The organism is Castellaniella defragrans, from assembly GCF_014203015.1.
Taxonomy (GTDB): domain Bacteria; phylum Pseudomonadota; class Gammaproteobacteria; order Burkholderiales; family Burkholderiaceae_B; genus Castellaniella; species Castellaniella defragrans.
Map to the genome: position 1 here is coordinate 19,112 of NZ_JACHIB010000022.1, position 24,648 is coordinate 43,759.

The following is a 24,648-nucleotide window of genomic DNA, read 5'->3' on the forward strand; positions in this document are numbered from 1 at the left end:
TGTGGTGACGCCGCCTCCGGGCGGCCGGTAAGGAATGGACATGGACTACGCCGGAACCGCAGCACCTGGAACCTTCGCCGCCGTGGAGAGCGCCGCGCACGACCGGCGGCGCCCGGCGGCGCCTTTCCCCCGGGCCATCGAGACCCATGCCATCCGGCACTTCTCCCATTTCGCCTCCTTGCCGCCCGTTCTGCTGGTGCTGGCGCCCTCCGGCTACGGCAAGACGCTGTTCATCTCCTCCGTGGCGCGCTCCCTGGGCAGCCAGGGGTGCAGGACGCCGGTCTTTCCGTCGGATGCGGGCGCGCCCGCGTCCGAACCCATGCTCCGGCGGGTCGAGCGGGCGCTCGGCTGCGAGGCCGGCGCGGGCGCGGTGACGGCTCGGGATGCGTCGATGGCCGGCTGGCCCGCGCGGATCGATGCCATCCTGTGGGCGCTGGAAGCCATCGAGGACGAGGTCGTGCTGTTCTTCGATGGTTTCGAGCCCGCGCGCGACCGGACGCTCGATCCCCTGATCGAGCGCGTGGCCGCGGGCGATCTGGCGCGGGTGCGCATGGTCTTCGCCTGTACGGAACTGCCCGTGGATCTGGTGCACAAGGTGCGCCTGCTGGGGGGGATCCATGAAATCGGGCCGATCGAACTGAGCCTCGGCCATGAAGAAATCCGCGCGCTGTTCTCGAACGCGCCCACGAATCCGGTCGTGCTCGGCAGCGAACAGCTCGCCGCCGTGGCGACCCTGACCGAAGGCTGGCCCGCGGCGGTCCGTCTCGTGCATGTCGCCATGTCCGCCTGCGGCGCATCCGATGCGATACGCCGCAGGGAAGGCTACGAATTGAGCCTGACGGACACCTTGTCCCGCCAGGTCCTGGACGCCCTGGAGCCGGCGGCCGTTCATTTCCTGCTCGAGATCGCAGAGCTGGAATGCTTCAATGCGGAGCTCTGCGCCTACATGCTGGGCGATACCCGCGTGGGGGAAACGCTGGCCGCGCTGGTGCGCAACAATACGATGGTCGTCCCCGCCGCCGGACGGCCCGGATGGTACCGCCTGCATCATCTGTTCCGGGACTATCTGCGCCGCGAGCGCCGCTCCACGCGTTCCGAGGCGGAACGCAAGACGCTGCTGTCGAGAGCGCTGCGCTGGCACCACCGGCACGGCTATCATCACGATGCGCTGGAACTGGCGCTGGCGATCCGCGAGGGCAGACAGGCAGGCGGATTGCTTGCCGAGTGCGCGCAACTGCTGGTGCGCGACCAGGGCCAGCCGCATTCCTACATCGCCGCCTACGAACGCCTGCAGGCGCTGGACGCCAGTCCGGCGAGCGAGGCCGCGTACTGGTACGTATGGGCGATGGTTTTCGCACGGCAATACGAAAAGGCCTATCGGGCCCTGGTGTCGATCCCGTCAGGTGAGCCGGGGCAGGGCGCTGGCGGCGCCGTGGACGCTCCGGATGACCGGATGCGCCTGCGCAAGGAAGCGCTGCTGTCCGTCATCCTCTTTTCCCTTGACCGGGTATCCGAAGCGCGTCTGCGCAGTGAATGCTGGCTGAGTGCCGATGATGGCCTCGATCCCTTCGAGACCGCGGGGGTCTGCTGCGTGGTCGGCACCGCGGGCATCGCGGACCTGGATTTCCAGACCGCCCGGCACGGCATCCTGCGGGCCCGCATCGCCATGAGCCGCACGGACAGCGCATACGGCATGGCCTGGATCAGCTGCCTGGAAACCCTGCTCGACCTCGAAGAAGGCGATGCGCCGCTGGACCCTTCGGCCCTGGCGGATGCGATGGAACGGGCGGGCCGGGTGCTGGGCCCGAATTCGCCCATTCTTTCGACCATGGACGTCATGATGGCGCGGATCGCCCTGGATCGCGGGGATCCCGATCTGGCGCGTGCCTGCGTGCTGCGCGGGCTGGGCCAGGCCAGGCAGCATGGCTTCATCGAAACCGTCCGGATCGCCCTGGACGTGGCGGTTCGCCTCTGGGACGGCAGCCAGGATTCGGTCTTCGCGCCTGCCCGCCTCGAAGAGATCGTGACCAGCTTTCCCGCCCGCCTGCAGGTGATGCATGATTGTGCGGTCCTGGTCCGGCTCGTGCGTCTCGGCCTCGACCAGGCCGCGGCCGATTGGGTGCGGCGGCAGAACCTCGAACCGCTGCTCGATGCGAGCCGGCCGGATTTTCCGGCGGGCCGGCTGGCCAGCGTCCAGCGCGCCTTGCTGGCCGCGCGCATCGCCTGGCGCATGGCGCGGCGGGATTTCGATGCCGCCCATGCCCTCGTCGAAGCGGGGCTGCGCACCGCGCTCAAGTCGGTCTGCGCGCCGTGGACGATCCACTTGCTGCTGGTCCAGGCGCAGATCCTCCAGGCCACCGGCCAGCCCGCCCAGGCGGGCAAGGCGTTCCTGCGGGCGGTCGGGCTGGCCGCGCCGCGCAACCTGTATCAGCCCTTCATCGAATACGGTGACGTCATCCGCACGCTGGTCGCGGCCGACGAAAAGCAGCAGCGGGCGCTGGTGGTCGAGCAGGAACGCGGCTTTCTCGGCGAATTGCGGCAGCGGCTCGGCCTGGCGGATGACGCCGGCGCCGGCGCGGAACCGGCGGGGCGGGCTGAGCAGGACATCGGGTCCGAGGCGCCGACCGTGCGCGAGATCGAATTGCTCGGCTACGTCGCCCTGGGCCTGTCGAACCAGGGGATCGCGGATCGGCTGGACCTGACCGTCGGCACGGTGAAGTGGCACTTGCACAACCTGTATGGGAAGCTGCAGGTACGCAACCGGTCGGGCGCGATTTTCAAGGCCAGGCAGGCGGGTCTGTTGCGCCGCTAAGTTCTTTCATGGAAGATTGCATGCTCCCTCATCGAGCGGTCTATGACCCGGAACATCAGGGTTTTCGCGATACGGTGCGCCGTTTCGCGCAGGCGGAAATCGCGCCGCATTTCGCCCGCTGGGAATCGGCCGGCCTGGTCGACCGGGCTTATTGGACCAAAGGCGGCGCCGCGGGATTGCTCTGCCCCCAGGTGCCCGAAGCCTACGGTGGCGCGGACGGCGATTTCCGTTTCAATGCGGTCGTCATCGAAGAGCTCTGGTATGCAGGATACGCGGGACCGGGCGCGGATTTTTCGGTGCACAGCGACGTCTGCTGCGGCTATCTCCTGTCGTTCGGCACGGAGGCGCAGAAGCGCGCCTGGCTGCCGCGCATGGTCTCCGGGCAGGCGGTGTGTGCCATCGCCATGACCGAGCCCGGCACCGGCAGCGACCTCCAGGGCGTGCGCACCCGCGCCGTGCGGGATGGCGACCATTACGTGGTCGATGGCCAGAAGACCTTCATTTCCAACGGCCAGCACTGCGATCTGGTGATTGCCGTGGTGCGCACGGGAGGCGAAGGCTCGGCCGGCATGAGCCTGCTGCTGATCGAAACCGACCGGCCCGGCTTCCGCCGCGGGCGCAATCTCGACAAGCTCGGCCATCTCTCGGCCGACACCTCGGAGATGTTCTTCGACCAGGTCCGCGTGCCGGTGGAGAACCTGCTCGGCGAGGAAGGCCGGGCCATGGCCCACCTCATGAGCGAACTGCCCCAGGAACGGCTGACCATCGCCCTCCAGTCGATCGCCGCCGCACAGAAGGCCTTCGACCTCACCTGCGCGTACGTGCGTGAGCGCAAGGCGTTCGGCAAGTCCGTCGCCGAATTCCAGAACACCCGCTACAAGCTGGCCGATCTCAAGGCGGACCTGTCGGTCGGCTGGGCCTTCGTCGACCAGTGCCTGGCGCGCCACGTCGCCGGGCAGCTGAGCTCGCAGGACGCCTCGACCGCGAAACTCTGGTGCTCCGAGATGCAGGGCCGCGTGGTCGATCAATGCGTGCAGCTGCACGGCGGTTACGGCTTCATGCGGGAATACGAAATCTGCCGCCTGTATGCCGATGCGCGCGTGCAGCGCATCTATGGCGGCACCTCCGAAATCATGCGCGAACTCATTGCGCGCGGCTTGTAGCACTGCCCCAACACTGACCAAATCACCCAGGAGACACTCTTGATGACCATCGATCACCAGCACATTTTCGTCGGCGGACAATGGATCGCCCCAAGTTCGACGCAGCGTTCGAACATCCTCAACGCTTCGACTGAAGAAGTCATCGGCAGCGTGCCGAAATGCAACAACGAGGACATGGATCGCGCGGTGGCCGCCGCGCGCGAAGCCATGAGAAACCCCGCCTGGGCCGGTCTCGACGGGAAGGGCAGGGCGAAGCATCTGCGGCGGTTCGCCGACGCGGTCGAGAGGCGTGGCGAACAGCTTGCCCGTTCCGTCAGCTTGCAGAACGGCATGCCCATCAACGTGGCCGACCAGCTCGAATCGGCCTTCGTGGTGGGCCTCCTGCGCTATTACGCCAGATTGGCGGAGAACCTGGTGGAAGAAGAATCGCGGCCGTCGCCGACCGGGTCGACCACGCTGGTGCGCCGCGACCCGGTGGGGGTGGTGGGCGCGATCATCCCCTGGAACTTCCCGGTCGCGCTGTCCATCTTCAAGATCGCGCCCGCGTTGGCGGCCGGCTGCGCGGTGGTCGTCAAGCCCTCATCCGGCACCGTGCTCGACAGCTATGTCCTGGCCGAAGCGGCGGCCGAGGCGGAATTGCCGCCCGGCGTGCTCAACTGGGTGCCCGGCGATCGCGGTATCGGCTCGCATCTGGTCAGCCATCCCGGAGTGGACAAGGTGGCTTTCACCGGCTCGACGTCGGCCGGCCGCATCATCGCCGAGCAGTGCGCGCGTCTGCTGCGTCCCGTCACGCTCGAACTCGGGGGCAAGTCCGCCGCGATCGTGCTCGAGGATGCGAACCTCGACGCACTGATCCGGAGCCTGCCCATGAGCTCGGTGCTCAACAACGGCCAGGCCTGCTTTTCCTGCACCCGGATTCTCGCCCCGGCCGGGCGATATGACGAAGTGGTCGATGCCATTGCCGGCGCGGTGAGCGCCTACTCCGTCGGCGATGCGCTCGACCGTGCGACGGTCGTCGGCCCGATGGCCTCGGCGGCGCATCGCGACAGCGTGCAGCGCTATATTGAACTGGGCACCGGAGAAGCCAGGCTCGTCGCTGGCGGCGGCCGTTCTTCGCGGGATCGTGGCTGGTTCGTCCAGCCCACGGTCTTTGCCGACGTGGACAATGGTTCCCGCATCGCCCGCGAGGAGATCTTCGGTCCGGTGCTCTCGATCATCCGCTACGAAGGCGAAGACGAAGCCGTCCGGATCGCCAACGATTCCGAATACGGCCTGGGCGGGACCGTCTGGTCCACCGATCGTGATCATGCTGTGACCATCGCCCGGCGCATGGAAACTGGCACTGTCGGGATCAACGGCTATATGCCCGACCTGAATGCGCCATTCGGAGGCGTGAAATCCAGCGGCATGGGGCGTGAACTCGGGCCGGAATCGATTGGCGCCTATCAGCGCTACAAGTCGGTGTACCTGCTTGGCTAGGATGGACAGACTCTAGCGGTTCCGATGGACTGGCGACGAGCCGTGCGGCCCGCCGCCGTCCCTTTTTTCACGCTCTTTTCAAACTGCGCTGTTCCTCGTGAACTTTTTTTGAGCGCGATAGTTTATCGATAAATTATAGGTGTTCTATGAACGGACAGCTTCGGCTTTTCAAGGTTGATTCCAGTACCCCCCGCATGGCCAGGGCGTTGCCGGATTTGCCTATGGACGGCACCGTGATGGTCCGTCTGCTGCGCATCTGCGGCGCTGGCCTGAACGATTTCTTCGAACCGGTGTTTCGCTCGGCGGGGCTATCCGAACATTCCTTCCACGTGCTGTGCCTGCTGACTGCCAGCGAGCATGGCACCGCCTCGCCCAGCGAATTGAGCGAAATGGTGGGCACCAGTCGTTCGAACATGACCCGCATTCTCGAAGAACTTCGGCGCGATGGCTGGATCGAGCGTGCGGTCACGTCGCACGATGGGCGCCGCCACGAGATCTCGGTCACCTCTTCGGGACGCTCCAAGGTGCGTGCCACGGTGCCGTTGATCGCGGAACCCATCCGGCGCGCGTTTTCCGACCTCGAACCTGAGGAATTCGCCGTGCTCGGCAAGCTGATCCGCAGACTTGTCCTGTCCTTCGACAAAGGGGCGATCTCGATTGAGGCCGCAGCCTGATTCACCCGTTTTTTTCTCGCAGTACCTCACACGATCAATGGAGACATGCCATGAATGAGAGAACCAGCCTCGGGGGGGCCGATGGCCTCGCCGTACCGCCGTGCGCATCCTCGCCGATGAGCGAAAACGAACGATCCAGTCTCAACCTTGAACTGATCAGTGCCTGGTGTGGCCCGGCTTTCGCCATCGGCCTAGTCATTTTTTTCGGGATTTTCGGCTTCAACCTGCCGTCGCCTCCCTCGCCGGCGCTGGGCGCGGAGGCGATCGCGGCACGCATCAACGACAATCTCGGCAACATGCGCGTGGGTTGGGTGGTGGCGCTGCTGGTCATGAGCTTGTACATGCCGTGGACCGCCCAGATCGGCACTCAGTTGGCGCGTCTGGAGCGCCACTCCCACACCATGACCAATCTGCAATTGATAGGCGGCGCGCTGACTGTGTTCGTGATGTGCTTCGGCATGGTGTGCTGGGCCACGGCGACCTTCCGGCCGGAAATCGATCCCGTGGTACTGCGCATGCTCATCGACATGGGCTGGCTGGGGATCGAGCTGCAATGGATACTGACCACCATGCAGATGGTCGCGATGGCGCTCGTCGGCCTGTCCGACAAGCGCAAGACGCCGCTGTTCCCCCGCTGGGTATGCTTTCTGTCGATCTGGTGCAGCCTGAGCTTCGCTCCGGCCAGCCTGACTATGTTCCTGAAAACCGGCCCCTTTGCGTGGGATGGCGTACTTAGCTACTACCTTCCCTGGGCCGCGTGGCTGATCTGGTGCCTGGTCGTCTCCGGCTACATGGTCCGCGATGTGATGCGCCGCATGCCGCTGGCCGATGATGCGGTGGATCGTCGCGTCCGCGCACATTCCTGGACGGAGACCTCGCTATGAGTCATATTGCAATGCCCGCTCACGCTGCCCCGCAGCGACCGACCCTGCCGGGGGACCAGGGTGTATGGATGTTCATCTGTGGCGAACTGTTCATGTTCGGCGCATTTTTCATCGTCTACATCTCCGACCGCTCGCAGGCCATCGAATTGTTCAACCGCTCTCAGCTCGAGCTCGACCAGTTCATGGGCGCGTTCAACACGGTGCTGCTGGTGACCAGTTCGTGGTGCGTCGCACGGGCGGTTGCCGCCGTGCGCGCGGGCCATGACAACAAGGCGGCCCGCCTCTTGCTGGTTGGCATGCTGCTCGGTCTGGGGTTCCTGGTGGTCAAGTATCTGGAGTATTCCGCCAAGTTCGCCGTCGGCATCACCATGATGACCAACGAGTTCTACATGTTCTATTTCGTCTTCACCATGGTGCATGCCGCGCACGTGCTGGGCGGCTGCGCCATCCTGGCCTTGTTGTGGCGCAAGACGCGCGCCGGCCGCTATCGCCATGACATGACCGGCCTCGAAACCGGCGCTTCCTACTGGCATCTGGTCGATCTGATCTGGCTGGTCATGTTCCCCCTCCTCTACCTGCTGCGGTGAACCCTATGAAAACACACTCGATGTACCGTCTCGATCTCGGCTGGCTGCTGCTGATCGGGCTGACCGTCTCCGGCTATGTGCTGCGCGTCGAGGCGACCGCCGATGTCCTGGTCGGTCTGGCGACGCTGGCCATCGCCTATCTCAAGGGCCGGCTGGTGGTGCTGGACTTCATGGAATTGCGCCATGCGCCGCGCGTATGGCGCGGCATCTTCGAAGGCTGGCTGCTGCTGGTGACCGCGGTGCTGGTCGCCGTCTATTCCGCTTGACGATCTCGTCCGGCCATTCGCCCGCGTCATGCGGTTCTCGTTTGAACCCCATGGCGCGGGCCATTACACTATCGGCACACAGCACGGGGGGAGCCGTGCGCCAACGGCGTTCAGAATGAAGTCATCGTGACCAGCAAACCGAGACGATCCCGCAGCAGGCTGCCCAAGGCGGCTCTCGATGATCGCCTTCTGGCGGCAATGGAACGCCTGCTCGAAAATGGTCAGGGCTTCTCCGCCATCACGGTCGAGGAACTCGCACGGGAGGCCGGCATATCCCGGGCCACGTTCTACCTCCATTTCCGCGATCGGGGCGAACTGGTCGCGCATCTGATGCGCCGGCTCACCGAGGACGTGGTCGGCAGTGCGGGCGACTGGTTCGCGGCCAGAGGGCAGTCCGGTCCGCAGACGGTGAAGCAGGCGCTACGGGGCATCGTCACCACCTTCCACAAGCACCACGCCATCGTGTCCGCGGTGGCCGCGATGGCCGGCCAGGACGAGACGGTCGCGCGCCTCCACGAAGACATGATGCGGCAGCTGTGCGAACGCAGCCGGCGCGCGCTCGCGGCGGTCAAGGCGGACACCCCCCCCGGCGACGTGTCCTGGGACAGCGTGGCCGACGTGCTGACCTGGTGCGTCGAGCAATACTGCGCCCGTTTCGCGGGCCAGTGCGATCCGGTGCGGCTCGATGCGCTGATCGATACTTTCGCGCATATCTGCAATAGCGCGATCTTTTCCCCAGACCAGTCCCGCGCGCGCTGAGCCGCCTTCCGTCCGGCTTGGCCGGGCCCTCCATCCGGAGACTCCGTTCGAGTTTTCCATCCGGACTTTTCATTGGGCATTGCCGGTGATCCATCAGGTCGCCGCGCATGTGCCGTACCCGACGCCGTTCTCGACGCCGTTCTCCACGCCAGGCAGGTACGTCACCGCGAAGTAGACACCATGTTTATTTTTATAGACACGATGTCTATTTTTTTCTTATGATATGCACACATACAATAATCTAGCCTCCTTTCATGGATCTCCTTTCGCGGATTTCCGGAAAGGGCGGCAATGAAGGAGACGTGAAGCCATGCCGGCCACCGACAAGCGCTATCTGGCTGATTCCGATATCGAGCGCATTCGCTGCGCCTATCGCGTCGAGCGCACGATAGACTAGGCCCTGACCTGGAAGCTGCTGCGGCGGCGTGGCCCGGATTACCGGCCGCCGCAGGTCGGCGAGCTGGGGATGCGCCTCAGGCGCTTTCTTTCCAGCCGGATCCCGGGCCGGTTCCGGATCGATGGCCTGCAGCGCTTGCCGGGCGGGGGCTCGAAAGAGATGTTCCGTTTCCGCCTCCGGCGCGTCGAAGGCGGGGGGACGCAGGTCGAGGAAGACCTGATCCTGCGCATGGCGCCGGGCGAGTCCATCGTCGAAACCCATCGCCAGCGCGAATTCGACGTGCTTTCGGCGATGGACGGCGTGGTTCCCGTGCCGCCGGTCCATTGGGTCGATGCGGACGGCTCCGCGCTGGGCAGCCCGGGCATGGTCTGCGGATTCGTGGCCGGCGTCGCCGCGCCGACGCCCGTGCAGGGCGAGGGGGGCCGCATCAGCGGCATCGGCGCGGGGTTCCCCGCGGGGCTGCGCGAGCGCCTGTTCGAGGACTTCGTCGATCACCTCGCGGCCATTCACCGGTTCGACTGGCGCGCCGCCCGCCTGGCCTCGTTCGATGTCCCTTCCGCCGGCACGACGGAAGCGGCGCACCTTGCCCTGGACCATTGGAGCCGGGTCTGGGCCGAGGATGCCTTCGAGGAGCATCCCGTCATCACCCTGGCCGCTCAGTGGCTGCGGGAGCATCTTCCGGTCGCCGACGAAATCCGGCTCGTGCACAACGATTACCGCAACGGCAATTTCCTGCTCGATGAAGCAAGCGGCAGGATCACGGCGATCCTCGACTGGGAACTGGCCCGCCTGGGTGATATCCACGAAGACCTCGCCTGGGTGCTGTTCCCGGGCTTCGCCGCGCAGGACGAGCAGGGGAATCCGCTGATCTGCGGGCTGGGCACGCGCGAAGCCTTCCTGGATCGCTATCAGCGGAAATCCGGCATCGCGGTCGATCCGCGGCGCCTGCATTACTACACGGTCCTCAACCTCTACAAGCTCGCCGTCCTGGGCTCGGCCACCAACGCGCGCGCCGCGGCGGACGGCCAGACCCATCTCGACGTGATGATGAATTTCAGCACCGGACTGGGGTATGGCGCGCTTGCCGGCCTCTACCGGATCCTCGATGCCACGGAGGCCCGTCCATGACGCCCGATGTCGATCAGTACCTGCGCAGCATGTGCAAGGCCATGTCCGGAATCATCTTGCCGGAGCTGGAGGGCAAGCCCTTCGCCCGCGAACAGGCGGGTCTCGTGCTGGCCACGCTGGAGCTGCTGGCCGAGGTCCAGGAACACCAGTTCGCCTATGCCAGGCAGGAGTTGGCCGATTTGCGCCAGCTGTTCGATGCCTGGCGGCGGCTGCGGCCGGACAGCGGCGATGCGACTTTCTGGACCGCCCTGCATGAGAGCGGCTGCGCGGCCGGCGAGGCCGGGCCGCGCGAACTGCGCGAGCTGATCGCGCATTGGAAATCATGCCTGCGCACGCTGATGGAAGGGTGGCCTCCGTCTCCCGGCAGCGAACTTCGCATCCTGCTGGACCGCTGCATCGAGCGGCAGCTGGCGCGCGAAACCGCCTGGCTGCGGCGCACGGGATTCATTCCCGGCGCCGCGGACGTGCCGCATGTCTCGACCGTTCTGGCGCATCAGGCGCGCGCCCCCTTGGATCACTGCGCCGTTCATTCCCCATCCGCATAGGAGATCAGCATGATCAAGCAGGAAGACATCGAGTTCCACACCCCCGCCGGCGCCGACTACCTGTGGGCCGAAACCAATTACTTCAGCATCTCGATTCCCGAAGAACGGCTGCTGGCTTCGGTCTACGTCGTCCATCGCAAGGGCCTGGGCGTGATGTCGGCCGACGTGGCCATCCATGGCGCGCTGGTCGATACGCGCGCCGAGTGCCTGTATGTGGACAATCACCAGCATCTGCCGGCCCCGGAGCGCCTTTCCGACGTGCGGACGCCCACCGGCCTGCGGATCCAGGCTTTCAGTCCGCGCGACTACCGGATCGACTATGCCGGCTTCGACGACACCGGGATCCACGTCGATTTCAAGGGGCTGATGGAGCCGTTCGACATCCATGACCCCGCCCACAGTCCCAAGGCCACCACGGACGCGGTCAAACGCATCGAAGGCTCCGGCTTCGGCACGGGCTACGGCGGCCACTTCGATTTGACCGGCCGCATCACGGGAACGCTGAAGGTGCGCGGCAAGGAATATCCGGTCGACTGCATCGAGACCATGGACCACAGCTGGGGGCCGCGTCCCGAGACGCACATGCCGGGCATCGGCTGGCAGCATGCCCACTTCGGCGAGGACCTGGCCTTGCACTGGATCGTCCTGTGCGACTACGAGAAGCCGGTGGGCCGGCAGCAGACCCTGGCCCACGGCTACGTGCTCGACCAGGGCGAGGTCTACGGCCTCACCGATCTCAAACTGCGCACCGTGCGCACCGGCGTGGTCACGTGCGCGCACGAGTTCGAGGCGACCGACGTGCGCGGCAAGACATGGCGGATGTATGGCAGTGCCGAGGTCGGCGCGCCCTGGGTCTGCTACGTCAGCACTATGGTCTACATCGCCCTGATGCGCTGGACGCTGCCCGACGGACGGGTGGGCCATGGCGTCTCCCAGGAGAACCAGTCCGTCCAGAGCCTCAACCGGCAGCGGGGCAAGCACTGGACCGAGCCTTCATCGAAGATCACGTCCTGAACCCGGCCCCGGGCCATTCCCCAGAGGAGACGACATGCGACTGAACATGCGGTTCACATTGAAGACGACGGCGATTGTGTCGGCCGCCGCCCTGCTGGCCGGTTTCGGGCCGCCGCCCCGCGCGGCGGAACTGCCGCCGGGGCGGCTCGCCACCACCGAGGACTATTTCGCGCAGCAGGCGAAGCAGGCCGTCACCCCCGACGTGATGGCCCAGCTGGCCTACATGAACTACATCGATTTCATCTCGCCCTTCTACAGCCGGGGCTGCTCCTTCGAGGCCTGGGAGCTCAAGCACACGCCGCAGCGGGTCATCAAGTATTCGATCGCCTTCTATGCGTATGGCCTGGCCAGCGTGGCGCTCATCGACCCGAAGCTGCGTGCGCTCGCCGGCCATGACCTGGACATCGCGGTCTCCAAGATGAAGTGCAAGCGGGTCTGGGGCGACTGGGAGGAAGACGGGTTCGGCACCGACCCGATCGAGAAAGAGAACATCATGTACAAGGGCCACCTGAACCTGATGTACGGCCTCTATCAGCTGGTGACCGGCAGCCGCCGGTACGAAGCCGAGCATGCCCACCTCACCCGCATCATCCATGACGAGATCGCGGCCAACCCCTTTGCCGGCATCGTCTGCGAGCCGGACAATTATTTTGTCCAGTGCAATTCGGTCGCCTACCTGAGCCTGTGGGTCTATGACCGGCTGCATGGCACCGACTACCGGGCGGCCACCAGGGCCTGGCTGGATTTCATCCAGAAGGACCTGATCGATCCCGAGCGGGGCGCCTTCTACCTGTCCTATCACCCCGAGTCCGGCGCGGTGAAGCCGTGGATCTCGGCGTATACGACAGCCTGGACGCTCGCCATGGTGCACGGCATGGACCCCGCCTTTTCCGAGCGCTACTACCCCCGGTTCAAGCAGACCTTCGTCGAGGTCTACGACGAGGGCCGCAAGGCCCGGGTGCGCGAGACGGCCGGCACGGACGACGCGGATGGCGGGGTGGGCCTGGCTTCGGCGTTCACCCTGCTGCTGGCCCGCGAGATGGGCGACCAGCAGCTCTTCGACCAATTGCTGAATCACCTGGAGCCGCCGGCCAAGCCGAGCATCGTCTCGGCCTCGCTGCGGTACGAGCATCCCGGCAGCCTGCTGTTCGACGAGCTGCTGTTCCTCGCCAAGGTGCATGCCGGCTTTGGCGCCCTGCTTCGGATGCCGCCTCCGGCGGCCAAGCTCGCAGGGAAATAAGGGGGACGCGGCGGCCTGCGGGCCGCCGCGTCCTTGACCGGTTTCCTCGGCCGGATCTCCCAGCCGGATTCCCCGACCGGTTTCCTCGGCCGGACCTCTCAGCCGGCTTCATCGGCCGGCTTCATCGGCCAGGTTTCTCGGCCGGGTTTCTCGGCCGGGTTCATCGGTCGAGCAGATAGGCCGAGAGCCGGGCCCGTACTGTCTCCGGGACCGGTTGCGGCGTCCGCGCCGCCTCGTCGATGTGCACGATCACCGAATCGGCGGTGGCCACGCAGCGCTCGCCGACGAAGACGCCGTGGACGATCCGGCAGGAACTGGTGCCGAATTCCAGGATGCTGGTGCCCACGTCCACGGTCGCCGGCCAGTGGACCTCGCCGTGGAAATTGGTGGCCATGCGCGCCACCAGGAAGAGCGCGCGCAGGGGCGCGCCCGGTTCGAGGAAGGGCTGCAGCATCGCGGTGCGGCCGATCTCGCAATAATTGGTGATCGACAGGTTGTTGACGTGGCCGAGGTGGTCGGTGTCCGACCAGCGGACGCGTTCCGACAGCCAGTGTCTGTGTATCGCGCGCCGACCGAGGAATCGGCCGAACGCGACGGGGTCCGTGGTGTCCATCGGGGCGGTCCCGTGCCGCTGCGCCGTCGTGCCGCTGTTCATGTGCCGCCGCTCATCCGCCGTCGTCCGTGTGTCGTTGCCCGTGTGCCGCTGTCCATGTGCCGCTGTCCATGTGCCGTCGTCCATGCGTCGCCGCTCATCCGAGATAGAGCGCCATGAGCGCGGCGCACACGGCGATGATCCAGGCGTCGAAGCCGTGGCGCAGCCACCAGGGCGCATGCTTCAGTTCCATGAACTGGTACCCGACCAGCCAGGTCTTCGCGAATGCGATGAGCAGGACGCCCGCGGTCGCCAGGCGCATGGGCGCCTGCGCCGTCTGGATCGCATGGCCGAGCCACCAGCCGACGAGCGTGGAGCCCACGAGAACGAGCCAGGCCAGGTTGGTGCCATCGCGCAACGCGCCGGGTTTTCCGCAATCCATCATGCTTCTCCTTCGGGTCGGGTGGCTTCAGATCAGGTAGAACAGCGAGAACAGGGCGATCCATAGAAGATCGACCAGGTGCCAGAACGTGGCGCCGCTCTCGATGGTGCGGATGTCCCGGGGCCGCAGCTCGGCGCGCCGGCTCTTGCCGCGGACGACCAGCAGCACGGCCAGGCCGACCAGCACGTGCACCAGGTGGATGCCGGTGAAGACGAAGTAGTACATGAAGAAATCGTTCGTGCCCGGCCCGATCCCCGCCGACAGCTTGTTCCCCCATTCAAAGTTCTTGTTGACCACGAACAGCAGCCCGCACAGGATGCCCAGGGAAAAGTAGCGGCTGACGGTGCCGTCGTGCGCCGTCCGGCATTTCCCGACTCCCTTGGCGACGAACCAGGAGCCCGTCAGGAGCAGGAAGGTGTTGACGACGGCGACCCACATGTCGAGGGACGCGCGCGACTGGGCGAACACGTCGGCCTGCTGCTTGTCCCCGAGTGCGATGACGATGAAGAAGGCGGCGAAGACCAGGAGGTCTCCGGCCACGAACAGCCAGATGCCGAGTTCTCCCGGGATGTGCCTGCCCGCCGGCGGGGCGGCGCGGTCGCCCCCCGCCGCGATCCCCCGTCTGGCCTGGGACCTCGCCTGGCTCATGACGCGGTCCGCCGGGCGGCGGGTTCGTTGCCGGCGCCGCGGGCCACGCGCAGCAGGGCGAAGGACATGACCCAGATCCAGCCGAAATAGGCGATGTAGGGAATCCACAGGGCGACGATGCCGTGCCAGGCGAAGGGGCCGTCCTTGAAGAACAGGATGAGCTGGCCGGGGACGTACAGCAGGGCGGCCCACAGGTTGAAATAGCCGACCCAGCGCGGGAACGGTTCCTGGCCTTCTTCCGACAGAAGGATCGACAGGGCGATCATGACGCACCAGCCGCCGAACAGCGGCACCGAAAAGAGCGCGCAGAAGTAGGCGAAGTCCATCAGCATCAGCATGGCGGCCGGCGCGTAGGTCTCGGGACGGAACACCATCAGGCCCCAGGCGAAGGCCACCAGCAGGGCGATCACCATCCCGCCCGCGGTGAACACCAGCTGGAGGTAGGAAAAGGCGGGATTGACCTCGAAGCGCCGGGTCTGCGCGGCGATGCCGGCGCCGTAGGAGCCGAACAGGGCGAACGAGGTCATCATGATGACCGAGGAAATCCGGATGTCGAACAGGTTTTCGGTGAATACCCTGGCGACTTCCTGGGGCGCGGAATTGGCTTGCAGCATGGACGGGATCATGCCGCCCAGCCAGACGCCGCCGATGATGAAGAGGATGACGGCGATGATGCCGGACCAGCCGCTGAACCGCATGGTCTTCCGAAAGAGCGGATCGTCGTTCACATGGTGCATGGTTGTCTCCTGGAGTTGACGTAGGTTGTTGTGAGGTTGTTGTGGGTTGTCGTTGGGGTGTCGTGGGTGGTCTTGGGGCCGTTGCCGTGGTGCCGTTGCCATGGATTCGTGGTGCCGGGAATCGCGTGCGCTGTGGGGAGTCGCGCCCTGCTCAGAACACCAGCACCGGCTTGATCGCCTCGCCCTTCTCGGTGGCGTGCAGGGCCTCGTTGATCTGGTCGAAACGGTAGCGGGTGATCAGCCGGTCGAACGGGAATTTGCCCGCGCGATGGAAATCCAGCAGGCGCGGGATGAAGCGCTGCGGGTCCGCGTCGCCCTCGGTGATCGGGCGCAGGGTGACGCTTTTGCTCAGCAGATCGAGCAGGGTCGCCGGCACCGGGGCATCGGGCGCCGGCAGTCCGACCATGCCCACGGTGCCGCCCGGCAGGGTGCAGGCGATCGCGCTGCCGATGACCGGGGGCAGGCCCGTCGTGTCCAGCGAGTGGGTCGCGCCGCCGCCGGTGGCCGCCTTGATCGCGGCCACCAGGTCGCCTTCGGCGTGCGGGTCGAGGGCATGGCTGGCGCCCAGTTCCAGGGCCAGGGCCCGGCGCGCGGCATTGGGCTCGATCACCACGACCCGGTCCGCCCCGACGGCGCGCGCGCCCAGCAGCGCGCTCAGGCCGACGCCGCCACCGCCGAAGATGGCCAGGGACTGGCCCGGGCCGATCCCCAGCGAATTGATCGCCGCGCCCGCGCCGGTCTGGATGCCGCAGCCCAGCGGGCCCAGCAGTTCCAGCGGCAGGTCGTCGCCGACCTTGACCGCATTGATTTCGCGCGCCACGGCATGCGTGCCGAACGAGGACTGGCCGAAGAACATGCTCTGCACGGGATGGCCGGCGCCGTCCAGCACCTGGCCGCCGTCCACGCGCTGCGCGCCGCCGAAGTTCAGGGGCAGCATCTGCAGGCAGTTCGACGGATGGCCGTCGTGGCAATTGCCGCAATGCCCGCAGGAATTGAAGGACAGCACGACCCGGTCGCCGGGCTTGAGCGTGCGCACCTGCTCGCCCACCGCCTCGACGGTGCCGGAGCCTTCGTGGCCGAGCACGATCGGCAGCGGCACGGGAAATCCGTCGCGGCACACCAGGTCGGTGTGGCAGACGCCCACGCCGGCGATGCGGATCAAGACCTCGTCGCCTTTGGGCATGCTGATGCGCACGGGCTCGACCGCGAGCGGCCCGCCGACCTGGCGCAGCACGGCGGCCTGCGCGGAAATGAAATCCTGGGTGTCGTTCATCGTTGAGTGTCTCCTGGTTGCTGTGGCGTATGGATCCGGGGCGTCCGGATCCGGGGCATTGGTCGGGGCGTCCGCAGGGGCGTCCACAGGGTCGTCCATGGATGCGTCCGGATCCGTGGCCTCACGTTTCCGCCATTTCCCTGAACTGCTTGCGCAGGGTGGCCTTGAGGATCTTGCCGCTGGGCGTCATGGGCAGATGGTTTGCGAAGACGACCTGCTTGGGGGCCTTGTAGGCGGCGATCAGCCGGCGGCAGTGGGCGATGATGTCTTCCGCGGTCGGGCACGCGTCCGCGGCCGGCACGACGATGGCGACCACCCGTTCCCCCCACTGGCTGTCGGGCAGGCCGATCACGGCGACCTGCGAGACGCCGGGATGCTTGCTGATGGCCGATTCCACCTCGGTCGAATACACGTTCTCGCCGCCGGTGATGATCATGTCCTTGGTGCGGTCGACCAGGTACAGCAGGCCGTCCTGGTCGCGGTAGCCCGCGTCGCCGGTCATGTACCAGCCGTCCGAGAATGCCGCGCGGGTCAGTTCGGGCTTGTTCAGATAGCCCTTGAACAGCGTGGGCGAGCGCACGAGGAATTCGCCCACCTCCCCGTCGGGCAGGGTGTCGCCGGAAGGGGAAACGACCTTGACTTCGATCAGCGGGACCGGCGAGCCGCAGGACTTGAGCTTCTTCTCGGCGGCGAGGTCGTGCTGCTCCGGGCGCAGCAGGGTGATGGCGCCGCCGGATTCCGTCGCGCCGTAGAACTGCATGAAATCGCAGTGGATCGTCTGGATGGCGCGGCCCAGCAGGCCGGCCGTGATGGGCGAGCCGGCATACATGATCAGGCGCAGCGAGGACAGGTCCGCCTTCGCCGCGTCGGGGTGGTCGATCAGCATCTGGATCGTGGTCGGCACCAGGCAGCAGACGGTCGCCTTGTCGCGTTCGATCGCGGCCAGGACGCTGCCGGCCTCGAAGGCGGGCAGGATGGTGAGCGGCACGCCGTTGTAGAGCCCCTGCAGCGACAGGCCGGTGCCGACCATGTGGAAGTTCGGCATGACGAGCATCATGATGTCGTCCGGCCGCCAGGCGAGCGAGGGCTCCAGATGCTCGCACAGGCGCATGTAGTTCAGGCCGCCGTGGGTCAGCTGCACCCCCTTGGGCTGGCCCGTGGTGCCGGAGGTATACAGCAGCAGCGCGGTGTCCTCCGGCCGGATCGCAAGGCGGGGATCGGCGTCGCTGCACTGCGCCAGGCCGTCCGCCAGTTCCGTGTCCTGCGCGCCGGCCGAGTCGAATGCGATGGAGGCCGCCGGCGGGGCGCCGGCTTCGATGGCCTGCCGCAGCGCCTCGGCGTATTCGGCATCGACCAGGATCGTCTGGGGCCGCGCGTCCTGCAGCACGGCGGCCTGTTCCGGCGCGGCCAGCCGCCAGTTCAGCGGCAGCAGGGCGCAGCCGGCCTTGTTCGCGCCGAAGATCGCGATGAAGTATTCGATGGAATTCTTGCCGAAGAAGGCGACGATGCCGCCGGGCGGCACGCCGCGCGCGATCAGCAGGTTGGCGAGCCGGTTCGATGCCAGGTCGAGCTCCCGCCAGCTCATTTTCCGGGTCGCGCTCATCAGGGCGACCCGGTCGCCGGCCGTACGCGCGTAGTGGCGGGGGATGTCCGCCAGAGAGGTGATCTCGGTGTGCAGCCACATATGTCCTGTCCCCTATGTCGTTTCCATGTCGTTTTATGAATGAATGCCTTTCCAGGGCTCAGCCGCCGACGAAGCGGGGCCGGCGCTTTTCCACGAAGGCGCGGATGCCTTCCCGGGCATCGGCGCTGCGGGCGACGGCGGCCAGCCCCTGGGCCTCGTCCTCGAGCTGGGTTTCGAGCGATTGGCTGAGCACCGTGGCGAAGAGGCGGCGGATCTCGCCGAAGGCACGCGTGGGGCCCGCGGCCAGCCGCGCGGCCATCGCCTCGGCGGCGGCGGACAGCGCGTCGTCTTCGACCACGAAATCGACCAGCCCTGCGGCGCACGCCTGCTCCGCGTCCAGGGTTTCCCCGCAGATCAGGAAGCGCCGCGCGCGGGCGTGGCCCATGCGCGAGGTCAGCGACCTCGACGCGCCCGCGTCGCAGGAGAATCCGATGCCGGGATAGGCCGCGCCGAGCACCGCCGTGCGGCTGGCGTAGACCACCTCGCAGCTGCCGACCAGGGCCGTCGCGCCGCCCATCGACATCCCGTGCACGGCGGCCACCATCGGCGCGTCCAGGCGGGCGAAGCGCGCCATGCCCGTGTGCAGCGCGGCGGTCCATTCGCGGATGCGTTCGGGCAGCGCGTCGAGCTGGCCGGCGAACAGGCGGATGTCTCCGCCGACGCTGAAGGCCTTGCCCTTGGCGGCGAGCAGGATGGCGCGCAGGTCGGTGCGCGCGGCGAGCTCGCCCGATGCGGCCAGCCAGTCGCGGCAGAACGCCGCGTTGAACGGGTTGCCGAGGTCGGGCTGGTTCAGGGTCAGGCGCGCGATGCCGGCGTCGATCGCCAGGGTGATCGTCTCGTAGTTCATGGCTGGTCTTCCGCGAGCGAGGGGGCCAGGTGGCGGAATTGTTCCAGCGCCTCCGGGTTGGCCAGGGCGCCGGTGTTCCTGACCTCCTGGCCGTGCACCGCCTGGCGGATCGCCAGCTCCACGATCTTGCCGCTCTTGGTGCGCGGAATGTCCTGCACCTGCACCACCCGCTTCGGCACGTGGCGCGAGGTGGTGTTGTCGCGGATCTGCCGCTGGATGCGTGCGACCAGGGCATCGTCCAGCGTCAGCCCGTCGCGCAGGCGGACGAACAGCACGACGCGCACGTCGGTGGGCTTGTCGGGGGGCCAGCTTTGCCCGATCACGGCCGACTCCAGGACTTCCTCGATCTGGTCCACCTGGCGGTAGATCTCGGCGGTGCCGATCCGGATCCCGCCGGGGTTGAGCGTGGCGTCCGACCGGCCGTAGATGATGAAGCCGCCGTGCCCGGTGACTTCGCAGAAGTCGCCGTGGCACCAGATGCCCTCGAAGCGCGAAAAATAGGCTTCGTGGTATTTGCGCCGGTCCGGATCGTTCCAGAAATAGAGGGGCTGCGTGGGGAAGGGGACGGTGCAGACCAGCTCCCCTTTCTGTCCACGAACGGGGCGGCCCGCTTCGTCGTACACGTCCACCGCCATCCCCAGCTGCTTGCACTGGATCTCGCCGCGCCATACGGGCAATGCGGGGTTGCCGCCGACGAACGCGCCCAGCAGATCGGTGCCGCCGGAGATCGAGGCGATGTGCACTCCCGGCTTGATGGCGCGATAGACGTAGTCGTAGCCTTCGGCCATCAGGGGGCTGCCGGTCGAGAACAGGACCTCGATGGAGGCGGTGTCGTGCGTGCGCAGGGGGGCGAGATCGTACTTGGCGCAGGCTTCGAGGAATTTCGCCGAGGTGCCGAAATGGGTGAAGCGTTCGGCCTGCATGTAGTCGAACAGGATCTGCTTGTCCGCGGCGAAGGGGCTGCCGTCGTAGAGCATCAGCGCCGCGCCCGTCGCCAGGCCGGAGGCCAGCCAGTTCCACATGACCCAGCTGCAGGTGGCGAAGTAGAACAGGCGCGAGCCCTCGCGGACGTTGCCGTGCAGCTGGTGTTCCCTGAGGTGCAGCAGCAGCGCGCCGCCGGCGCGGTGGACGATGCACTTGGGCACGCCCGTCGTGCCCGAGGAAAACACGATGTACAGCGGATGGTCGAACGGCAGCTGCTCGAACCGGATGTCCCGCGCCGCCGCGTGCGGGGCGGTGAAGGCGTCGAGCGTGACGAGGTCCCGGATGCCCTGGTCGGCGGGGTCCAGCCCCAGGTAGGGGCAGAGCACCACCGTGCGGACGCTGGGCAGCGCCTGGACGATCTCGCCGAGCTTTTCCAGGCAGGCGTGCGACTTGCCGTTGTAGTAGTAGCCGTCGGTAGCGAACAGCATGACCGGCTCGATCTGGCTGAAACGGTCCAGCACGCCCTGCGGGCCGAAATCCGGCGAGGCCGAACTGAAGATCGCGCCGATGCTGCTGGCCGCGAGCATGGCGATGATCGTGTCGGGGCTGTTCGGCATGAGGGCGGCCACCCGGTCGCCGGCGCCGACGCCCCGGGCGCGCATCGCGGCCGCCAGCCTCGCCACCGCGGCGTACAGCTGGTCGCGCGACAGGCGCCGCTTGATCCGGTCTTCGCCCCAGAACACCAGCGCGTCGGCGTCGCCGCGGTGGCGCAGCAGGTTTTCGGCGAAATTCAGCCTGGCCTGGGGAAACCAGCGCACGTCCTCCATCGATCCGCCCTGTTCCAGAACGATCATGCCCCGGGCGCCGGCCACCACGCCGCAGTAGTCCCACAGGCCGCACCAGAATTCGTCCGGGTGCTCGACCGACCAGCGGTGCAGGGCGTCGTAGTCGTCGAAGCGTCTCGCGTGGCGGGCTTCCATGGCGGCGGCGAACCGCGCCATGTGGCTGGCCGCGACCGTCGCGGCGTCGGGCGCGGTCGCCGCGCCTCGCGGGAGCGCATTCGGATCAGCGCGCAGGGGCATTTTCGATCTCCGGGTGCATTGGGTGGATGGCCTCCCTGCTCACAGGTTGCGGGTCTTGCCGAACAGCAGGACGGCGAAGGCGGGCATGAGCAGGATGGCGCCGAACAGATTGACCATGAACATGAAGGCCAGCAGGATGCCCATGTCGGCCTGGAACTTGAGCGCGGAAAAGGCCCAGGTCATGACGGACAGCGTCATCGTGACGGCCGTGAACACGGATGCGGTGCCGCGCTCCTTGAGGGATTCGACGAAGGCGTCCCTGAGCTTGAGGCCGTGCTCCCGCATCTCGTGCTTCATGGATTCAAACAGGTAGATGCCGTAATCGACCCCGACCCCGACGGCGATCGCCACCACGGGCAGCGTGTTGACCTTGACGCCGATCCCCAGGGCGGCCATCGTCGCGTTGCACAGCAGGGTGACGAGGGCGAGCGGCGCCACGATGCACAGGGTGATGCGCAGCGAGCGGAAGATCACCAGGCACAGCAGCCCCACCGAGGTGAAGAGCGTGAAGTTCACCCACTTGTCGGCGCGCGCAACCACTTCGTTGGTGGCCGCGATGATGCCGACGTTGCCCGAGGCCAGGCGGAACTGCAGCGTGTCGGTGTCGTTTTCGGCCTTGAACGCCTTGATGCGGTCGATGATGTGATTGATCGTGGTGGCCTGGTGGTCGGTCGTGTAGATCGAGATCGGGATCGCCGTGCATTGGGAATTGCGGTATTCGTTGCCCAGCCGGGTGGCGACGCCGATGCCCTGGGCGATCTGCGGCGTGGATTCGGGCAGCATGCGCCAGGCGTACCAGCCTTCGGCGAAGTCCTGGGTCACGGCGGCGATGAACGAGGGCAGGCTGCGCACCGCGGCGACGCCGTCGGTCTGGCGCATGAGAAAGTCGAACTCGGCGATCTTGTCCTCGACGTCGCGCTGGACGCAGGGCGAGTCCTCGCCCTTGGCCTCGGCGATCACCTGCAGCAGGTCCACCCCGATGGCGAAATTGCTGGTGATGACGTCGACGTCGCGGTTGTACAGCGAGCTGTCCCTGAGCTCGGGGACGCCCTTGCCCAGATCGCCGACCTTCAGGTCGCCGACCTTCCAGATGCCGATGCCGGTGAGCGCCAGCGCGGCGAGGATGGGCAGCACCGCGCCCCGGCGCGTGGCCAGCACGCCGAACCGTTCCCACAGCGCGTAGCCCGCGGTCCTGTGGCTCTGCAGGCTGGCGATCTTCCGCTCCGAGAGGTGGATGTAGGACAGCATGGTCGGCAGCAGGATCTTGTTGGTCAGGATCATGACCGTGACCCCGATGGTCGAGATGTACGCCAGCTCGCGGACGATCTGGATGTCCACCACCGCGATCACCATGAAGCCCAGGGCGTTGGCCAGCAGCGCGGTGGCGCCGGGCACGAACAGCTTCAGGAAGGCGTTGCGCGAGGCGCCGATGCCGTCGTGGCCGTCCAGGACTTCCATCTTCCAGGCGTTGGTCATCTGGACCGCGTGCGACACGCCGATGGCGAAGATCAGGAAGGGGATGAGGATCGACATCGGGTCCAGGCCCATGCCGATGAGCGGCAGGGTGCCGAACAGCCAGACCACGGGGACGAGGGCCGCGATCAGCGCGCAGGCGGCGAGCCTGAAGGAGCCCGAATACCAGTACAGCAGCAGGGCGGTGACGAGGAAGGCGGCGGCGAAGAACACCAGCACGCTGGAGGCGCCCTCGGCGATCTCGGCGGTGGACTTGGCGAAGCCGATGATGTGCACCGAGACCTGGTCGTTGGTGTATTTGGCGCGGATGTCCTCCAGCTGCCGGCCGACGGCGTTCAGGTCGAGCGGCTGGCCCGTGTCGGGGTCGGTGGGCAGCAGGGTCGCCACGGCCATGGTCGCGGTCATGTCGGCCGAGACGATGCGGCCCACCCAGTCCGATTTCAGGACGTTGAGCCGGACCTGCTTCAACTGCTCCGGCGTGCCGGCGAAGTCTCCCGGCACCAGGTTGCCGCCCTTGAAGCCTTCCTCGACGACTTCGTTGTAGCGCACGTTGGGCGTGACCAGGGAGGTCAGCGAGCTGCGTTCGACCCCGTGGATGTAGAACAGGCTTTCCGTCACGCCGCGGATGGTGTCGATCGCTTCCTTGGTGTAGATGTCGCCCTGCTTGACCTTGATGGCCACGAGGACCTTGTCGGCGCCGCCGAAATCGGCCTTGTAGTCCTCGAAGGTCCGCATGTATTCGTGGTGGATCGGGATCATCTTGGAGAAGCCCGCGCTCACCCGCAGGTTCAGCGCCGACAGCCCCAGGCCCAGCGTCAGCAGGATCCCCACGATCAGCAGGATCAGGCGGTGGCGGAAGATCGCGGTGGCGATCCGGCGGCCGAGCCGTTCCTCGACCTTGCGGGCGCCCGCTTCATCGATGAGATGCATAGTGCCTCCAAGCGCCTTATTCATGATGCGCCGCAGTGGATTCCGCGGGAATCCGGCCCGTGGCCAGATAACCGACATAGACCAGTGCCCCGTCGGGGGCGTAGAGCGCCTTGGCCAGCGGCGTACCCTCGGGCATGGTGCGCAGCTTGAAGGAACGCCCGCCGTCGCTGCTGATCGCCAGCAGGCCGTTGTTGCCCGTCAGCACGACGCGGCCGTCGGCGCTCACCGTGCCGCCGTTGAGGGCGCTCTGGGAGCCCAGCGGAACGGCGCGCCAGCTGGCGCCCCGGTCCTCGGAGCGGAAGACGTGCCCCCGCATGCCGTAGGCCAGCAGGGCGCCGTCGCGCAACGCCAGCAGGCCGAAGAACGAGCCCTCGTAAGGCGAGGGGAGCGGCGTCCAGGTTTCGCCCTGGTCGGCGGACACCGCCAGGGTGCCGGCTTCGCCGCTCAGGTAGAGCGTGCGCCCGACCTCGATGACGTCGCTGATGTGCCACTGGAAATCCTCTCCGAGGATTTTCCGGCGCCGCCAGGTCCTGCCCTGGTCGTCGCTCTGGATGTAGAGGCCGTAGGCCCCGTAGGCGATGAGGCGCCCGCTGGAGAGCTGCAGCGCCCCCAGCAGCGAATCGTCGCCCACGGCGCCGACGACGATCTTCCGCCAGCTGTGGCCGCCGTCCGCGGTGCGCACGATCGTGCCGCCATGGCCCACGGCGATGGCCGTGTTCTGGTCGATGGGCAGCAGGCGCACCAGCGTCCGGCCGGTCGGCGCCTGCCGGCCCAGCCAGGTCTTGCCGCCGTCGGCGCTGCTCATCACGACGCCGCGCTCGCCCACGGCGAACAGTTCGCCATGGAAAAGCTCCAGGTCGAACAGCGCCGTGCGGTCCGCCTTGATGCGATCGGCGGAGAGGACTTCCGTCGGGCGGTGCGCGGCGCCCGCCGCGAGGCAGAGTTGCGCGCCGCACATCAGGAGCATGGCGAGCAGGGAACTTCGGACTGTGGTCATGCGCGTCATTACCTAGAGGGTTGGACAGGCACCCGCCGCGCGCCGGCTTGCCGGCGTGCGCGGAGGGTGCG

At 66.9% G+C, this 24,648-nt stretch carries 22 protein-coding genes; 12 read left to right on the forward strand and 10 right to left on the reverse strand.

The annotated features are described in order from the left end of the window. Positions 1-40: 40 nt before the first annotated feature. The 12 genes from HNR28_RS16445 to HNR28_RS16500 all read left to right on the forward strand — a co-directional run bounded on the left by HNR28_RS16445 (position 41) and on the right by HNR28_RS16500 (position 12,948). A complete protein-coding gene (locus tag HNR28_RS16445) occupies positions 41-2,812 on the forward strand; it encodes a helix-turn-helix transcriptional regulator (RefSeq protein ID WP_170288415.1) in 2,772 nt (923 codons plus the stop codon). A 20-nt stretch (positions 2,813-2,832) separates the two neighbouring features. Beyond that, positions 2,833-3,975, forward strand: coding sequence for an acyl-CoA dehydrogenase family protein (locus tag HNR28_RS16450; RefSeq protein WP_151023919.1), 1,143 nt, complete (start codon positions 2,833-2,835; stop codon positions 3,973-3,975). A gap of 42 nt (positions 3,976-4,017) precedes the next feature. Continuing rightward, entirely contained in the window at positions 4,018-5,454 is a 1,437-nt protein-coding gene (locus HNR28_RS16455; RefSeq protein WP_151023918.1) for an aldehyde dehydrogenase, read from the forward strand. Between the two features lie 221 nt (positions 5,455-5,675). Further along, a complete protein-coding gene (locus tag HNR28_RS16460) occupies positions 5,676-6,128 on the forward strand; it encodes a MarR family winged helix-turn-helix transcriptional regulator (RefSeq protein WP_043683931.1) in 453 nt (150 codons plus the stop codon). 50 nt (positions 6,129-6,178) lie between these two features. Then, positions 6,179-7,012, forward strand: a complete 834-nt coding sequence (locus HNR28_RS16465; RefSeq protein ID WP_151023917.1) for a hypothetical protein — start codon at positions 6,179-6,181, stop codon at positions 7,010-7,012. A 68-nt stretch (positions 7,013-7,080) separates the two neighbouring features. Then, positions 7,081-7,599, forward strand: a complete 519-nt coding sequence (locus tag HNR28_RS16470; RefSeq protein WP_280528047.1) for a cytochrome c oxidase subunit 3 — start codon at positions 7,081-7,083, stop codon at positions 7,597-7,599. A 5-nt stretch (positions 7,600-7,604) separates the two neighbouring features. Then, positions 7,605-7,865, forward strand: coding sequence for a cytochrome C oxidase subunit IV family protein (locus HNR28_RS16475; RefSeq protein ID WP_151023916.1), 261 nt, complete (start codon positions 7,605-7,607; stop codon positions 7,863-7,865). A 126-nt stretch (positions 7,866-7,991) separates the two neighbouring features. Then, the gene (locus HNR28_RS16480; RefSeq protein ID WP_151023915.1) at positions 7,992-8,624 is read left to right on the forward strand and encodes a TetR/AcrR family transcriptional regulator; all 633 of its coding nucleotides are present in this window, start codon (positions 7,992-7,994) and stop codon (positions 8,622-8,624) included. A gap of 556 nt (positions 8,625-9,180) precedes the next feature. Next, positions 9,181-10,149 carry a phosphotransferase family protein gene (locus HNR28_RS16485; RefSeq protein ID WP_184143060.1) on the forward strand — a complete coding sequence of 323 codons (969 nt, stop codon included), beginning with the start codon at positions 9,181-9,183 and terminating at the stop codon, positions 10,147-10,149. After that, a complete protein-coding gene (locus HNR28_RS16490) occupies positions 10,146-10,694 on the forward strand; it encodes a hypothetical protein (protein ID WP_043683923.1) in 549 nt (182 codons plus the stop codon). The genes HNR28_RS16485 and HNR28_RS16490 overlap by 4 nt, the downstream gene beginning before the upstream one ends. A gap of 9 nt (positions 10,695-10,703) precedes the next feature. Then, a complete protein-coding gene (locus HNR28_RS16495; protein ID WP_043683921.1) occupies positions 10,704-11,708 on the forward strand; it encodes a DUF7064 domain-containing protein in 1,005 nt (334 codons plus the stop codon). Between the two features lie 34 nt (positions 11,709-11,742). Continuing rightward, complete coding sequence (locus HNR28_RS16500) at positions 11,743-12,948, forward strand: linalool dehydratase/isomerase domain-containing protein (protein WP_043683919.1); 1,206 nt, start codon at positions 11,743-11,745, stop codon at positions 12,946-12,948. A gap of 160 nt (positions 12,949-13,108) precedes the next feature. Here the strand turns inward: HNR28_RS16500 and HNR28_RS16505 are convergent, their stop codons facing one another. The 10 genes from HNR28_RS16505 to HNR28_RS16550 all read right to left on the reverse strand — a co-directional run bounded on the left by HNR28_RS16505 (position 13,109) and on the right by HNR28_RS16550 (position 24,577). Next, positions 13,109-13,603 (reverse strand): acyl-CoA thioesterase, encoded by a 495-nt coding sequence (locus HNR28_RS16505; protein WP_052355874.1) that lies wholly within the window; start codon positions 13,601-13,603, stop codon positions 13,109-13,111. 94 nt (positions 13,604-13,697) lie between these two features. Continuing rightward, a complete protein-coding gene (locus HNR28_RS16510) occupies positions 13,698-13,985 on the reverse strand; it encodes a cytochrome C oxidase subunit IV family protein (RefSeq protein ID WP_084330696.1) in 288 nt (95 codons plus the stop codon). 24 nt (positions 13,986-14,009) lie between these two features. After that, positions 14,010-14,630 carry a cytochrome c oxidase subunit 3 gene (locus HNR28_RS16515; RefSeq protein WP_052355873.1) on the reverse strand — a complete coding sequence of 207 codons (621 nt, stop codon included), beginning with the start codon at positions 14,628-14,630 and terminating at the stop codon, positions 14,010-14,012. Further along, entirely contained in the window at positions 14,627-15,367 is a 741-nt protein-coding gene (locus HNR28_RS16520; protein WP_052355872.1) for a hypothetical protein, read from the reverse strand. The genes HNR28_RS16515 and HNR28_RS16520 overlap by 4 nt, the downstream gene beginning before the upstream one ends. Before the next feature lie 151 nt (positions 15,368-15,518). Then, on the reverse strand, positions 15,519-16,640 hold the full coding sequence (locus HNR28_RS16525) for an NAD(P)-dependent alcohol dehydrogenase (RefSeq protein ID WP_151023913.1): 1,122 nt from the start codon (positions 16,638-16,640) through the stop codon (positions 15,519-15,521). A gap of 121 nt (positions 16,641-16,761) precedes the next feature. Beyond that, complete coding sequence (locus HNR28_RS16530; RefSeq protein WP_043683914.1) at positions 16,762-18,324, reverse strand: acyl-CoA synthetase; 1,563 nt, start codon at positions 18,322-18,324, stop codon at positions 16,762-16,764. Between the two features lie 58 nt (positions 18,325-18,382). Further along, positions 18,383-19,171, reverse strand: a complete 789-nt coding sequence (locus HNR28_RS16535; RefSeq protein WP_043683913.1) for an enoyl-CoA hydratase/isomerase family protein — start codon at positions 19,169-19,171, stop codon at positions 18,383-18,385. Then, entirely contained in the window at positions 19,168-21,177 is a 2,010-nt protein-coding gene (locus tag HNR28_RS16540; protein WP_084330695.1) for an acetoacetate--CoA ligase, read from the reverse strand. The genes HNR28_RS16535 and HNR28_RS16540 overlap by 4 nt, the downstream gene beginning before the upstream one ends. A 39-nt stretch (positions 21,178-21,216) precedes the next feature. After that, positions 21,217-23,580: an efflux RND transporter permease subunit gene (locus tag HNR28_RS16545; RefSeq protein WP_084330694.1), complete on the reverse strand. Its 2,364-nt coding sequence runs from the start codon at positions 23,578-23,580 to the stop codon at positions 21,217-21,219. Positions 23,581-23,596: 16 nt separating this feature from the next. Beyond that, the gene (locus tag HNR28_RS16550; protein ID WP_158386301.1) at positions 23,597-24,577 is read right to left on the reverse strand and encodes a WD40/YVTN/BNR-like repeat-containing protein; all 981 of its coding nucleotides are present in this window, start codon (positions 24,575-24,577) and stop codon (positions 23,597-23,599) included. Between the last annotated feature and the right edge of the window lie 71 nt (positions 24,578-24,648).

Excerpts from the sequence above, each read along its gene's own strand:
- HNR28_RS16445 (WP_170288415.1), top strand. The coding sequence starts at position 41 with ATGGACTACGCCGGAACCGCAGCACCTGGAACCTTCGCCGCCGTGGAG.
- HNR28_RS16450 (WP_151023919.1), top strand. The coding sequence starts at position 2,833 with ATGCTCCCTCATCGAGCGGTCTATGACCCGGAACATCAGGGTTTTCGC.
- HNR28_RS16455 (WP_151023918.1), top strand. The coding sequence starts at position 4,018 with ATGACCATCGATCACCAGCACATTTTCGTCGGCGGACAATGGATCGCC.
- HNR28_RS16460 (WP_043683931.1), top strand. The coding sequence starts at position 5,676 with ATGGACGGCACCGTGATGGTCCGTCTGCTGCGCATCTGCGGCGCTGGC.
- HNR28_RS16465 (WP_151023917.1), top strand. The coding sequence starts at position 6,179 with ATGAATGAGAGAACCAGCCTCGGGGGGGCCGATGGCCTCGCCGTACCG.
- HNR28_RS16470 (WP_280528047.1), top strand. The coding sequence starts at position 7,081 with ATGTTCATCTGTGGCGAACTGTTCATGTTCGGCGCATTTTTCATCGTC.
- HNR28_RS16475 (WP_151023916.1), top strand. The coding sequence starts at position 7,605 with ATGAAAACACACTCGATGTACCGTCTCGATCTCGGCTGGCTGCTGCTG.
- HNR28_RS16485 (WP_184143060.1), top strand. The coding sequence starts at position 9,181 with ATGTTCCGTTTCCGCCTCCGGCGCGTCGAAGGCGGGGGGACGCAGGTC.
- HNR28_RS16490 (WP_043683923.1), top strand. The coding sequence starts at position 10,146 with ATGACGCCCGATGTCGATCAGTACCTGCGCAGCATGTGCAAGGCCATG.
- HNR28_RS16495 (WP_043683921.1), top strand. The coding sequence starts at position 10,704 with ATGATCAAGCAGGAAGACATCGAGTTCCACACCCCCGCCGGCGCCGAC.
- HNR28_RS16500 (WP_043683919.1), top strand. The coding sequence starts at position 11,743 with ATGCGACTGAACATGCGGTTCACATTGAAGACGACGGCGATTGTGTCG.
- HNR28_RS16505 (WP_052355874.1), bottom strand. The coding sequence starts at position 13,603 with ATGAACAGCGGCACGACGGCGCAGCGGCACGGGACCGCCCCGATGGAC.
- HNR28_RS16510 (WP_084330696.1), bottom strand. The coding sequence starts at position 13,985 with ATGATGGATTGCGGAAAACCCGGCGCGTTGCGCGATGGCACCAACCTG.
- HNR28_RS16515 (WP_052355873.1), bottom strand. The coding sequence starts at position 14,630 with ATGAGCCAGGCGAGGTCCCAGGCCAGACGGGGGATCGCGGCGGGGGGC.
- HNR28_RS16520 (WP_052355872.1), bottom strand. The coding sequence starts at position 15,367 with ATGCACCATGTGAACGACGATCCGCTCTTTCGGAAGACCATGCGGTTC.
- HNR28_RS16525 (WP_151023913.1), bottom strand. The coding sequence starts at position 16,640 with ATGAACGACACCCAGGATTTCATTTCCGCGCAGGCCGCCGTGCTGCGC.
- HNR28_RS16530 (WP_043683914.1), bottom strand. The coding sequence starts at position 18,324 with ATGTGGCTGCACACCGAGATCACCTCTCTGGCGGACATCCCCCGCCAC.
- HNR28_RS16535 (WP_043683913.1), bottom strand. The coding sequence starts at position 19,171 with ATGAACTACGAGACGATCACCCTGGCGATCGACGCCGGCATCGCGCGC.
- HNR28_RS16540 (WP_084330695.1), bottom strand. The coding sequence starts at position 21,177 with ATGCCCCTGCGCGCTGATCCGAATGCGCTCCCGCGAGGCGCGGCGACC.
- HNR28_RS16545 (WP_084330694.1), bottom strand. The coding sequence starts at position 23,580 with ATGCATCTCATCGATGAAGCGGGCGCCCGCAAGGTCGAGGAACGGCTC.
- HNR28_RS16550 (WP_158386301.1), bottom strand. The coding sequence starts at position 24,577 with ATGACCACAGTCCGAAGTTCCCTGCTCGCCATGCTCCTGATGTGCGGC.